Genomic DNA, 12146 nt, shown 5'->3' on the forward strand with positions numbered 1-12146 from the left:
GCGCAGTCCGGGCCTGCTCTATCGTGACCGCGTGATCTTCAAGCGCGTGGGTGCGAGCCGCCCCTACCCCGCGCACGCGCTGCAGCCGCGCGACTGGGCGGCGCTCCCGCCTCGGCAGATCCGGCTCGACGAGCTGGTCACGACCAAGGACACGCTGCACCTCGCGACGCTGCTCGACGAGGACTCCACCTTCTTCGGCGACCTCTTCGCCCACGTCGTCGAGTGGCGCGACGAGCTCTACCTCGAGGACGGCCTCCACCGCGCGCTGCGCGCCGCGCTGCAGCAGCGCCACGTGCTGCACGCGCGGGTGCACGTGGCCGACGAGGGGTCGGAGGGTCCGGGCTGATGCGCCGCCGCACCGTCGTGTCGGGCGCGACCCTCGTCGTGCTGCTGCTCGTGCTGTGCGGCATGGCCTGGTACGGCTTCCGGGCCGCCACGCAGCCGCTGCCGGGCAGCGCGGCACGCGCCGGGGAGGAGTGCGCCGAGGAGGAGCGGCAGGTCAAGCGCTTCGTCGACCGCGGCGACGTGCAGGTCAGTGTCTTCAACGCCGGCAGCACCTCCGGGCTCGCCGGACGCACGCTCGACCAGCTCGAGGACCGCGGCTTCGTCGGCGGCAACGCCGGCAACGCGCCGCCGCGGGCCGGCATCCGCCGTGCGGTCGTGTGGACCACCGACGAGGACGTCACCGCCGCGAGGCTGGTCGCCCGCAACCTCGGCCGCGGCGTGCGCGTGCGCGTCGTCGAGCGCGACCTCGGCCCCGGCGTCGACGTGCTCGTGGGCGACGAGCTCGGCGGCCTGGCTCCCAACGGCCCCCGTCGCCTGGAGCTCCCCGAGCCCGTCGAGCAGTGCATCCAGGTGGACTGACCCCGTCCCCGAGCGGCCTGCCTGTCAGGCGGGCGGGTCCGTGCTCAGCCACTGGGCCAGGCGACCGCCCAGGGAGACCATCCGCAGCCGCTTCTCCGCGGCCTCGCGCTCCTCGCGCGGCGTGACCACGAGCAGGTCGTCGCCGTGCCGCAGCACGGTGCGGGGGTCGGGCACGAGCGTGTGACCGTCGCGGACCACCAGGGCGACCGACGTGCCGGGCGGCAGCCGCAGCTCGCCGACCTCGACGCCGTGCATCCGCGACTGCGTCGAGATCGTCACCTGCAGCAGGTCGGCGGCCACCCGCTCGAGGGGCGCCGCCTCGACCTCGAGGTCGCGCGGCTCCTGGCGCCGCGCCACGCCCAGCACCCGTGAGGCCCACGGCAGCGTCGTGGCGGTGACCAGGGTGTCGAGCACGACGAGGACGAAGACGATGTCGAAGAGCTGGGGGGCGCCGTCGACGGCGCCGGCCAGCGGGATCGTCGTGAAGACGATCGGCACCGCACCGCGCAGGCCCGCCCACGACAGGAAGGCGCCCTCCCGCAGCGAGACGCGCTGCACCGACGACGACGCGAGCACCGACAGCGGCCGCGCCACCACCCCGAGCACGACGCCGACGACGACGGCGAGGACCACCGTCTCCAGGGAGATGCGCCCCGGCGACGCCAGCAGCCCGAGCATCACGAAGAGCCCGATCTGGGCCAGCCACGCCAGCCCCTCGGCGAAGGAGCGCGTGGCGGCGCGGTGCGGCAGGTCGGCGTTGCCCAGCACGAGCGCGGCGACGTAGACGGCGGCGAAGCCGGAGGCGTGCACGTGGGCCACGGCGGCGTACGACAGCACGCACAGCGAGAGCACCGCGAGCGGGTAGAGGCCCGAGGCGGGCAGCGCGGAGCGCCGCAGCATCCAGGCCCCGAGCCAGCCGATCGCGAGGCCGCCCGCCACCCCGACCGAGAGCTGGTAGACGAAGTCGAGCGCGAAGCCGGTGACGCTGTGGCCGCCGGCCGTGACGAGCGTGACCAGCACGATGGTGGGGGCGTCGTTGAGGCCCGACTCGGCCTCGAGCGCGCCGGTGATGCGCCGGGGCAGCGGCACCCGGCGCAGCACCGAGAAGACGGCGGCGGCGTCGGTCGGCGAGAGCACCGCGCCCAGCAGGACCGCGAGCTGCCAGTCCAGCCCGAGGACGTAGTGGGCGAAGAGCGCGATCACCAGCACGCTGACCGCGACCCCGATGGTGGCGAGCCCCACGCCGATGCGCAGCACCGGTCTCATCTCCGGCCAGGGCGTGGTCAGGCCGCCCTCGGCCAGGATCAGCACCAGGGCCCCGAAGCCCAGCGCGAGCGCCACCTCGGCGTCGTCGAAGTCGAACCCCAGCCCGGCCTCCCCGAGCGCGAGACCGATCGCCAGGTAGACCAGCAGGCTCGGCATGCCGGCGCGCACGCTCAGCCGGACCGCGAGGATCGCCAGCAGCAGCACGCCGGCCCCGACCAGCAGCAGCCGGTCGAGATCGTGGACGTCGAGAGTCACCAGGGGCTCCTCGGCGCGATGGTCGGGACCCTGATCCTAATTCGCTGGCCGCCCGCCCGTGACTGCGCTCCAATGGCAGGCATGGCCGCCACCCCTCCGCCACCGCCCCACCTCACCGAGCCGCGGCTCAAGCCGGTCACCGAGGCGACCTTCCGCCCGTGGCTGCAGGCGATCTCGCGCGGCTTCCAGGAGGAGCACCGCCCCGAGGGCGAGGAGGTCGACCGGCAGGTCCTCGAGCTCGACCGCTCCTTCGGCTTCAAGGTCGGACGCCGCTGGGTCGCCACCTTCGGCGCCCTGACCCGCCGGATCCGCGTCCCCGGTGGCGCCGACGTCGCCAACGCCGCGATCACCGTGGTCACCGTGCACGCGCCCTACCGCCGGCGCGGGCTGCTCACGGCGATGATGCGGCACCAGCTGGACGACTGCGTCGCGCGCGGCGAGCCGCTCGCGACGCTGTGGGCCTCGGAGTCGCTGATCTACGGCCGCTACGGCTTCGGTCCCGCCGTCACCCGGCACCTGCTCAAGGGCACCAACCGGCGGCTGCAGTTCCTCCCCGGGGTGCGCACGTCGGGCTCGGTCGACGAGCTGACGCGCGAGCAGTTCGAGCCGCTCGCGCGCCGGATGCACGCCAAGCTCCGGGAGGAGCGGCCCGGGACGATGGTGCGCAACGAGGGCAGCGGGTGGGAGTTCGCGCTCTACGACCTCCCCCACGCCCGCGACGGCGCCTCGGAGAAGCGCCACGTCGTGCACTGGTCCGACGACGGCGAGCCCGACGGCTTCGCGCTCTACCGCTTCAAGGCCGACTTCGACGCCGAGCCGGACTCCGAGGTGCGCCTCCAGGAGCTCTGGGCCGAGGACCCGGCGGCGTACGCGTCGCTGTGGCGCTACCTGCTCGACCTCGACCTGGCCCGCCGCTTCCGCTACCGCTGCGCGGCGGCCGACGAGCCGCTCCGGCTGCTCGTCACCGACGCCCGCGCCGTCGAGACCGAGGTGACCGACGCGCTCTACGTGCGCGTCGTCGACGTGCCCGCCGCGCTGCGCGCCCGGGCGTACGCCGCCCCCCTCGACGTCGTGCTCGAGGTCGACGACCCGATGCTCGAGGCCAACACCGGCCGCTGGCGGCTGACCAGCAAGGGCGAGGCGTCGAGCACCACGGTGGAGCGCACCGACGCCGAGCCCGACCTCTCCCTCGGCGTGCTCGAGCTCGGCACGGCGTACCTCGGCGGCACCTCGCTGGCCGACCTGCACCGGGTCGGCCGCGTCGTCGAGCACACCCCGGGCGCGGTCGCGGAGGCCGCCACCGCCCTCTCCTGGACCCGCGCCCCGTGGAGCCCCGACTTCTTCTGACCCGGTTCTCCTGGCCCGTCTTGTGGCCCGCCCCACGTCGGGGCACGGGCGGTGGTGGGTACTCCGCCGCCCATGAGGAGGTCCCTGCCCGCCCAGCTGGTGCTGGGCGCCCCGCGCCACGGCGTCACCCGTCACGCCGCGGAGGTGGCGGGGTGGCTGGGCGCCGAGGTGGTGCGCGACCCCGCGCTCGTGCGACCGGGCGGTGCACCTGCACCTCACCGACCGGCTGCTCGGCGACCCCGACGAGCTGCTCCGGGTGGTGGCCGGGCTCGTCCGGCGGTGCCGCCTGAGCGTGACCCTGCACGACGTGCCGCAGCCGACCGACGGGCTCGCCGCCTTCCAGCGCCGGCGGGCGGTCTACCAGGCGGTGGTGGCGCAGGCAGCGGGCTGGGTGACCAGCTCCGAGCACGAGCGCGACCTGGTCGCGCGGTGGTGCCGGCCGACCACCGCGGGGGCGGTGATCCCGCTGCCGGTGCGGCCCGCGCCGCCGGTCCCGCCCTCCGCCCGCGTGGTGGAGGCGGGCACGGTCGGCGTCTTCGGCTTCTACTACCCCGGCAAGGGCCACCGGCCGGTGCTCGACGCGCTCGGGCTGCTGCGCCGGCGCGGGGTGGGCGCCCGGCTGGTCGTGCTCGGCGGTCCCGCCCCCGGGCACGACGGCGACCTGGCCGCCCTGGCCGCGCGGGCCGACCACCTCGGCGTCCCCCTGGAGGTGACCGGCCACCTGCCGGAGGCAGAGGTGCTGCCCGCGCTGCGGGCCGTCGCGGTGCCGGTGCTCGGACACCGCAACGTCTCGGCCTCGGGCAGCCTCAACTCCTGGCTCGCGGCCGGCCGGCGCCCACTGGTGCGCGTCGGCACCTACACCCGTGAGATGGGGCGGCTGCGGCCCGGCACGACGACGCCCTTCGAGAGCGGCCGGCTGGTCGCGCCCCTGGCCGCCGCCCTCGCGGACCCTGGCAGAACCTGGCTGGACCAGGGCACCGACCTGCGTCCAGGGCCGCGCGAGACCGTGGCGGCCTACCGCGCCTGGTGGGCGGACCTGGCGGGCCACCTGGGCGACGTGGACGACCTGGGCGACCGGGCCGCGGACGACGGCGTGCCGGCGTGAGCGGGCGCCCGCCGTACGGCACCACGGTGCCGGGCAACCGATGGGACCTCGTCGAGCCGGGCGACCCGGCACGCAGCATCGCCGTCGTGGTGGCGCACTACGAGCAGCCCGAGCAGCTCGCCCGCACCCTCGCCGCGCTCGCGCGCCAGACGCGCCCGCCCGACGAGGTGGTCGTCGCCGACGACGGCTCCGCGACGCCACCCGAGGTGCCCCCCGGCGTACGCCTGGTGCGGCAGCCCGACGACGGCTTCCGGCTCGCGGCCGTCCGCAACCTCGGCGTCGCCGCCACCTCCAGCGACGTCCTGGTGCTCCTCGACGCCGACACCACGCCCGAGCCGGCGTACGTCGAGCAGCTCACCGCCCTGCCCGCCGTGCTGCCCGAGCTCCTGGCCACCGGCCGGCGCCGGCACGCCGACCTCACGGACGTGCCCGCCGAGGCACCCATCGAGCAGGCGGCGTCGCCGCGGGCGCTGCCCGACCCCGTCTGGCTGCTCGACGCCCACGCCCGCAGCGGCGACCTGCTGCACGCCGACGCCTCCTCGCACCGGTACGCGGTGGGCGCCGTGCTCGCGTGCAGCCGGTGGCTCTTCGACGAGGTGGGCGGCTTCGACGCGTCCTTCACGGCGTACGGCGGCGAGGACTGGGACTTCGCCCACCGGACCCGCCTCGCCGGCGGGCTGCTCGCGCACCGCCCCCGGGCCGTCGCCTGGCACGACGGTCCCGACGCCGGCCTGGAGCCGCGCGACGACGACGGGCGGCTGGGCGAGGCCGTCGCGGTCGCCGACCGCGGTGCCGCCCCCCGCACCGGGTGGCGCGGCCTGCTGCGCGGCCCGCTCCCGCTGGCGGTCACCTGCGCTGCCGACCTGGAGGGCACCGCCCTGCTGGCCACCCTCGACAGCCTCACCGCTTCCCTCCCCCGCACCCACCTGCTGCTCGACGACGCACAGGCGCGCACGGTCGGCGGCGACCCGCGCGTGCGGCGCCCCGACGGCGGCCTCCCGCCCGGCACCCGCCTGCACCTGCGCCTCGACCGCGGCGTCACCGGCGAGCCCGGCGCCTGGCACGACCTGGTCCACAGCCTCGACGGGCCACAGGGCTGGGGGGTGCGCGAGGTGGGTCCGGGCGCCGGGCTGCTGCGCGACGTACGCCTGCAGCGGCGGGCGGCGCGGTGGGACCGGCCCGACCTGGCCGCCGCCCACCCGCAGCCGTACGCCGGGCTGCGCCCGTGGCAGGGCGCGCACCTGCAGGCGTGGTTCGGAGGGTGGGCGTGACCGGCTCCGTCACACCGCCGCTGCGCACGGCGGCCCGCACCCCCGCCGAGCGGGCGCACTACGCCGACTTCTACGCCGACTCCGACTCCCCGCTCGACGGACCGCTCGACGGACGACCACTGCTCGTCGTGGTGGGCAACTGCCAGGCGGAGTCGCTGCGGCTGCTGCTCGACGGCGACGACGTCCGCACGGTGCGCACCCCGCCGGTGCACGAGCTCGGGCTGGGTGACGTCGCGCCGCTGCAGCGGCTGCTCGCGCGCACGCGCCTCCTCGTCGCGCAGCCGGTCACGGCGGACTACCACGACCTCCCGGTCGGCACCGACCAGCTGCGCGCGCTGCTGCCGCCCGACGCCCGCAGCGCGGTCGTCCCCTCCGTGAGGTACGCCGGCCTGCACCCCTGGCAGGCGGTGGTCCACCCGCCGGGGCTGCCGGACCCCGACCCGCCAGTGGTGCCCTACCACGACGTCCGCACCGCCGTCGCCGCCGCGTGGCGACGCGCCCGCCGCCTGCCCCCTCGCCCGGAGCCGACGACGGCCGACCAGGTGCGCGCCGTCGCCCGGGCCTCGGTCGAGGAGCTGCGGCGGCGCGAGCAGCGCGCACGCGCCGTACCGGCCAGCGACCTGCTGGACCACCCGACGGCCGGGGCCGTGCGCACCGTCAACCACCCCGGCAACGACGTGCTGGCGCCGCTCGCGGCGCGGGTGCGGCACGCGCTGGGCCTGGAGCCGCGCCCGCCCGGCACCACCAGGCCGCTGCTGACCTCGGTGCGGGCACCCCTGGAGCCCGTGGTCGTCGCCGCGCACGGTCTGGACGCCGCTCCCCGCGCCGACTGGGAGGTCGGCGGCCGCGTGGTCACGGCCGCGGAGGTGACCGAGGCCCAGGGCGCCTGGTACGCCGCCCGCCCCGACGTCCTCGACGCCGTGCTGCGCCGTACGTCGGAGACGCGACGCCTGCTCGGGCTCGCGGCTCCCGACGACCGAGATTCCGGTTGACCGGAATCGCCGGGCCTGAGGACGGGGGCTACGGCTGGGGGCTGCGCAGCAGGTGCTCGCGCATCACCTGGTTGTGGCGGTCGCACGCGACCAGCGCGGCCGCGGTGTCGCCGCGCTCCAGGGCGGCGACGATCGGCTCGTGCAGCGCCATCTGCGAGCCGGCCTCGGAGGGCGCCAGCCAGGCCGGCACCTCGTCGCGCTCGACCCACGCTCGGTACTCGTGCTCCAGCAGCGAGGTGTGCACCCGCTCGTAGAGCGTGGTGAGCACCGGGTTGCCGGCCAGCCGCACCACCGCGGCGTGGAAGACGGTGTCGGCGGCGATCCAGGTGGAGGTCTCGCCGACGCTCTCGGCCAGCCGCTCGAGCGCGCGGCGTACGCCGCCCAGGTCGGCGGCGCCCGCGTGCTGGACGCCGAGCCCCTCCAGCCAGCCCCGCAGCTCGACGAGCGCGTCGAGGTTGCCGGCGTCGGGCGAGAGCAGGCTCGGCACCTGCGGCACGTCGTCGGGGTCGAGGCGGCGCAGCACGTAGGCACCGCTGCCCCGGCGGCTCTCGACGAGGCCCCGCAGGGCGAGCGTGCGGATCGCCTGGCTGACCGTCGGGCGGCTGGTGCCGAAGCGCTCGGCGAGCACCCGCTCGGAGGGCAGCTTGGTGCCCTCCTGCAGGTCCTGGCCCTCGATGAGGTCCCGGATCTGCTCGGCGATGGCGTCGGAGAGCCGGGGCACCGAGATCGGGCCGAGGGCGGTGACGTCGAGCTGCGGCCGGGTCATACGGGGGCGTACTCCCCCGCCGCCACCGGCAGGTCCGGTGCCTGCGGCGGCGGACCGCCCGCGCCGAGCGCGTCCCACGCCGCCGTGACGACCGCCTGCGTGGTGAGGCCGTACTTGCGGAAGAGGTGGGGCCCCGACTTCGCCCCCTCGCCGAAGGTGTCGGCGATGCCGACGCGGCGCAGCGGGCAGGCGTAGCCCCACTCGGCGATCACCTCGGCGACGGCCGAGCCCAGGCCGCCGACGACCGTGTGGTTCTCCGCCGTGACGACGCCCGAGACGGTGTCGACCACCGCGGCGATCGTCTCCTCGTCGAGCGGCTTGATCGTCGGCACGTTGACGATCGTGGCACGGACGCCGGCTCCCGCGAGCACCTCGGCGGCCTGGAGCACGCTCGTCAGCATCATGCCGCTGCCGACGAGCGCGACGTCGCCACCCTGCTGCAGGACCTGCGCCTGCCCCAGCTCGAGGCGGTGGGTGTCGTCGAAGACCACCGGGATCTCGCCCCGCTTGAGCCGCAGGTAGACCGGGCCGGGCACGTCGACGATCTCGCGCACCGCCTGCCGGGTCTCGACGGCGTCGGCGACGTCGACGACCGTCATCCCCGGGATCGCTCGCATGATGGCGACGTCCTCGATCGCCTGGTGGCTGGGGCCGCCGGGGCTGGAGAGCCCGGGCATGAAGCCGACGATGCGCACCGGCAGCCGCGGGTAGGCGATCGAGTTGACCACCTGGTCGAAGGGCCGCCGCGTCGCGAAGACCCCGAAGGTGTGCACGAAGGGCTTGAACCCCCGCCGGGCCATCGCCCCGGCCATGCTCATCATGTTGCCCTCGGCCATGCCCGCGTGCACGAAGCGCTCCGGCAGCTCGTCCTGGAAGAGGTCGACCTCGCACTGCCGCGTCAGGTCGCCGGAGAGGCAGACCACGTCGTCGCGCTCGCGCGCGAGCTCCAGCAGCGCATTGCCGTACGGCTTGAGCACGGTGGGGTACGGCGCGGGCCGCACGCCGCGGGGCAGGGCGGTCTGCTCAGCCACGGCGGGCCTCCAGCTCCTCGACGGCCGCCGCGGCGAGCTCGGGCGACAGCTTGATGAAGTGTCCGTCGGCGTCCGGCGGCAGCACGTCGAGACCGTGCGAGGTCGAGGTGCGCGCCACCACCACGCTCGGCAGCGGCGACTCCGCGGCCCGGCCAAGCGCGTCGGCCACCGCCGGCGCGTCGTGGCCGTCGACGTCGTGCACGTCCCAGCCGAAGGCGCGCCACTTGTCGGCGACCGGCTCGACCGTGGTCAGCGAGCTGACCGGGCCGTCGACCTGCGAGTCGTTGGCGTCGACCAGGGCGACCAGCCGCCCCAGCCCGTGGTGGGCGGCGAACATCGCCGCCTCCCAGGTCTGCCCCTCCTGCAGCTCGCCGTCGCTGGTGAGCACGAAGACCCGGCCGTCGTGCCCCAGCATCCGGTCGGCGAGGGCGAGGCCGACCGCGCCCGAGAGCCCGGTGCCGAGGGTGCCGCAGGTCAGGTCGAGGGCCGGTGAGCGCTCGGTGCCGATCGCCTCGAGGTCGGAGTCCTCGTGGCCGTAGGTCTCGAGCAGCGCGGCGTCGAGCTGGCCGGTGAGGGCCGCGGCGGCGAAGTGGGCGATCACGTAGTGACCGGGCGAGCAGACCATCCGGTCGTGCTCGGGGCGGTACGCCGTGAGGTAGAGCGCCGCCATCACCTCCGCCGACGACAGCGCCTGCCCCAGGTAGCCCATGCCGTGGGGCGCCACCATCCGCACGGCGTGCAGCCGGACGCCGTCGGCGAAGCGCTGCAGCTCGTCGGCCGTCGCGGTCGCCGTGGGGGGCTCGGTCACGGTGGGGCTCCTCACGCGGGGTCGAAGTTGTTGCGCCGGCCCTGCCGCACGTAGTCGACGACGCTGGCGATGCCCTCGCGACCGTGGATCGACTTCTGCTTGGCCACGTGGCCGAACATCTGGATGCCGAAGCCCCCGTCGAGGTCGCTGGTGATGCGCTGGCGCCACGGCCGCCGGACGATCTGCGTCGTGAGGCGCCGCGTGGTGCGCGGCTGGCTCATGATGTGGTCGGCGATCGCGTAGGCCCGGCCGACCAGCTGGTCGCGCGGCAGCACCTCGTTGACCATGCCCAGCTCGAGCGCCTGCTGGGCGGTGAAGGCCTCCCCGGTCAGCAGGGCGTACGCCGCCCGCTTGACGCCGAGCAGCTCCTGGAAGCAGGTGTGGATGCCGTCGGCGGGCACCGAGCCGATGTCGTAGTGCAGGTCGAAGATGGTGGCGTCGTCGGCGGCCAGGGTGAGGTCGCACATCAGCACGATCTCGGAGTGGAAGCCGGGGCCGTTCATGATCCCGATCGTCGGGATCTCGAGGTCGTTGACCAGCGAGCTGACGTTGATGCGGCCGTCCTTGTAGGCGTACTCGTAGGCCCAGTGCGGCATGTCGGCGTCCTCGAGGGCGAAGCCCTCGGGGTCGGAGTCCATCATGAACTCCTCGCCGGTCCCGGTGAGGATGAGCAGCTCGTTGTCGGGGTCGGCGCCGACCGTCTTGAGCATCTGGCCGAGCGCGCGGTGGTTCTGCACGCTGAGCTGGATCGGGCCACCGTCGGTGTGGCCGGCGACGAGGAGGACGCCGTCGTCGCGGCGCTCCATGGTGAAGAACTCCGCGAAGCGCTCGCGGTAGTCCTCGAAGCGGGGCGGGTCGACGAACTCCTGCAGCGACATGGCGCTAGACCTCCGGGCGGGTCTCGGGGACGGGGGTGAGGCCGGCGGCGCGGGCCTCCTGGACGAAGAGCGAGAGGAAGTCGTCGTCGCGCTGGCCGGTGCCGATCGCGGCCTGGATCAGCTGGTGGGTCGCCGCGGCGACGGGCATGGGCACCTCGAGCGCGCGAGCCTCCGCGAGCCCGAGGTCGAAGTCCTTGCGCAGCAGCTCGGTGGTGAAGGTCGGCGTCCAGTCGAGCGCCAGCAGGTCGGGCGTGCGCTTGCGCACCCAGTCGGAGCTGATGACCGTGCCGTTGAGGAACTCCAGGAAGGCCGTGCGGCTGGTCCCGGCCTTCTCGGCCAGGGCGGTGACCTCGACCAGCGCCTGCACCATCATCCCGAGGTAGAGGTTGTGGGCCAGCTTGACGAGCCGGCTCTGCTCGGCCTCCCCGGCGTGCACGGCGACCTTCGCGATCTGCAGCAGGTGGGGCTGCACCCGCAGGAAGGTCGCCTCCGGGCCCGAGCAGACCAGGCACGCCCCGCCCTCGGCCACGACGTGCGGGTTGCCGCTGATCGGCGAGGCGAGGAACTCCACCCCGACCTCGGCCGCGAGGCCCCGCATCCGCGCCGAGGTCTCCGCCGACACCGTGGAGCAGTCGACGACCACCTCGGGCAGCCGCTCGGCCCGCAGCAGCCCGTCGGGCCCGACCAGCACCTGCTCGAGGTCCTCCGGCCGCGAGACCATCACGAAGACGACCTCGGCGGCGCCCAGGTCGCCGACCGTGGGCACGGCCGTGGCACCCGCCCGCACGAGCGGCTCGGTCTTGCTCGCGGTCCGGTTCCAGACCAGCACCTCGTTGCCCGCGTCGACCAGCCGCCGCGCCATCGCGGAGCCCATGCGTCCGGTGCCCAGCCACCCCAGCGTCATCCATCCCCCTGCTCGTCAAAGTGGCTTAGCCACTTAGCCGATCCTGTCGGCGCCACACGCCCCTGTCAACCCCCGCCGAGAGGTCACTCCCTGACCGCCCAGAGGTCACTCCCGGACCATCGAGAGGTCACTCCCTGGCACCGGCTCGTCAGGGAGTGACTCCTCGGAGGTCAGGGAGTGACCTGCCGGCGAGGGCGATGAGTGTGCGCAGGCGGAGGGGTCTCCACCGGCATGAGCGACGAGCAGCAGATCACCGCGCTGGTACGCCGCTGGGCGAGGGCCGTGCACGACGGCGACCTCGACGGCGTCCTGGCCGACCACGCCGACGACCTCGTGATGTTCGACGTACCACCCCCGCAGCGCGGCGTCCGTGGCCTGGAGGCCTACGCGGCGACGTGGCCGCCCTTCTTCGCGTGGCAGCGGCAGGGCGCGGTCTTCGAGATCGACGAGCTGCAGGTCACCAGCGGCCGGGACGTGGCGTACGCCGTCGCGCTGCTGCGGTGCGGCTCCCCCGAGGAGCTCACCGACACGCCCGACCGGCTGCTGCGCCTCACCCTGGGCCTGCGGCACAGCGACGGAGGCTGGCAGGTGGCCCACGAGCACCACTCCTTCACCCACGGCGACTGACCGCCGAGAGGTCACTCGCGGACCGCCGAGAC

At 75.1% G+C, this 12146-nt stretch carries 13 protein-coding genes; 7 read left to right on the forward strand and 6 right to left on the reverse strand.

The genetic code is table 11. The features are described 5' to 3' along the window. Positions 1-31 precede the first annotated feature (31 nt). Both IG63_RS0105455 and IG63_RS21345 read left to right on the forward strand, forming a co-directional pair. The gene (locus tag IG63_RS0105455) at positions 32-346 is read left to right on the forward strand and encodes a type II toxin-antitoxin system VapB family antitoxin (RefSeq protein ID WP_030483367.1); all 315 of its coding nucleotides are present in this window, start codon (positions 32-34) and stop codon (positions 344-346) included. Continuing rightward, a complete protein-coding gene (locus IG63_RS21345; RefSeq protein WP_051706174.1) occupies positions 346-864 on the forward strand; it encodes a LytR C-terminal domain-containing protein in 519 nt (172 codons plus the stop codon). Before IG63_RS0105455 ends, IG63_RS21345 begins: the two co-directional genes overlap by 1 nt. A 24-nt stretch (positions 865-888) precedes the next feature. Here IG63_RS21345 and IG63_RS0105465 read toward each other — a convergent pair whose 3' ends face one another. Then, complete coding sequence (locus IG63_RS0105465) at positions 889-2385, reverse strand: potassium/proton antiporter (RefSeq protein WP_030483369.1); 1497 nt, start codon at positions 2383-2385, stop codon at positions 889-891. A gap of 81 nt (positions 2386-2466) precedes the next feature. On the opposite strand from IG63_RS0105465, the gene IG63_RS0105470 reads away from it, so the two are divergent. The 4 genes from IG63_RS0105470 (at position 2467) to IG63_RS0105485 (ending at position 7100) form a co-directional block, all read left to right on the forward strand. Next, positions 2467-3732, forward strand: coding sequence for a GNAT family N-acetyltransferase (locus IG63_RS0105470; RefSeq protein ID WP_030483370.1), 1266 nt, complete (start codon positions 2467-2469; stop codon positions 3730-3732). A 202-nt stretch (positions 3733-3934) separates the two neighbouring features. After that, on the forward strand, positions 3935-4837 hold the full coding sequence (locus IG63_RS0105475) for a glycosyltransferase family protein (protein WP_051706175.1): 903 nt from the start codon (positions 3935-3937) through the stop codon (positions 4835-4837). After that, complete coding sequence (locus tag IG63_RS0105480; RefSeq protein ID WP_030483372.1) at positions 4834-6108, forward strand: glycosyltransferase; 1275 nt, start codon at positions 4834-4836, stop codon at positions 6106-6108. Before IG63_RS0105475 ends, IG63_RS0105480 begins: the two co-directional genes overlap by 4 nt. Beyond that, positions 6105-7100: a WcbI family polysaccharide biosynthesis putative acetyltransferase gene (locus IG63_RS0105485; protein WP_157210039.1), complete on the forward strand. Its 996-nt coding sequence runs from the start codon at positions 6105-6107 to the stop codon at positions 7098-7100. The genes IG63_RS0105480 and IG63_RS0105485 overlap by 4 nt, the downstream gene beginning before the upstream one ends. A 28-nt stretch (positions 7101-7128) precedes the next feature. On the opposite strand, the gene IG63_RS0105490 is transcribed toward IG63_RS0105485, so the two are convergent. The 5 genes from IG63_RS0105490 to IG63_RS0105510 are packed head-to-tail and all read right to left on the reverse strand — an operon-like array spanning position 7129 to position 11487. Next, on the reverse strand, positions 7129-7866 hold the full coding sequence (locus IG63_RS0105490) for a FadR/GntR family transcriptional regulator (protein ID WP_030483374.1): 738 nt from the start codon (positions 7864-7866) through the stop codon (positions 7129-7131). Continuing rightward, positions 7863-8897 (reverse strand): transketolase family protein, encoded by a 1035-nt coding sequence (locus IG63_RS0105495; protein WP_211249196.1) that lies wholly within the window; start codon positions 8895-8897, stop codon positions 7863-7865. Before IG63_RS0105495 ends, IG63_RS0105490 begins: the two co-directional genes overlap by 4 nt. Next, positions 8890-9705 (reverse strand): 1-deoxy-D-xylulose-5-phosphate synthase N-terminal domain-containing protein, encoded by an 816-nt coding sequence (locus IG63_RS0105500; RefSeq protein ID WP_051706177.1) that lies wholly within the window; start codon positions 9703-9705, stop codon positions 8890-8892. Before IG63_RS0105500 ends, IG63_RS0105495 begins: the two co-directional genes overlap by 8 nt. An 11-nt stretch (positions 9706-9716) precedes the next feature. Then, the gene (locus tag IG63_RS0105505; RefSeq protein WP_030483377.1) at positions 9717-10583 is read right to left on the reverse strand and encodes an enoyl-CoA hydratase/isomerase family protein; all 867 of its coding nucleotides are present in this window, start codon (positions 10581-10583) and stop codon (positions 9717-9719) included. Positions 10584-10587: 4 nt separating this feature from the next. Then, complete coding sequence (locus IG63_RS0105510) at positions 10588-11487, reverse strand: NAD(P)-dependent oxidoreductase (RefSeq protein ID WP_030483378.1); 900 nt, start codon at positions 11485-11487, stop codon at positions 10588-10590. A 231-nt stretch (positions 11488-11718) separates the two neighbouring features. On the opposite strand from IG63_RS0105510, the gene IG63_RS0105515 reads away from it, so the two are divergent. Next, positions 11719-12114 (forward strand): YybH family protein, encoded by a 396-nt coding sequence (locus IG63_RS0105515; protein ID WP_030483379.1) that lies wholly within the window; start codon positions 11719-11721, stop codon positions 12112-12114. The last annotated feature ends 32 nt before the right edge of the window (positions 12115-12146 follow it).

Source organism: Nocardioides aequoreus (genome assembly GCF_000720335.1).
GTDB classification, from domain to species: domain Bacteria; phylum Actinomycetota; class Actinomycetes; order Propionibacteriales; family Nocardioidaceae; genus Marmoricola; species Marmoricola aequoreus.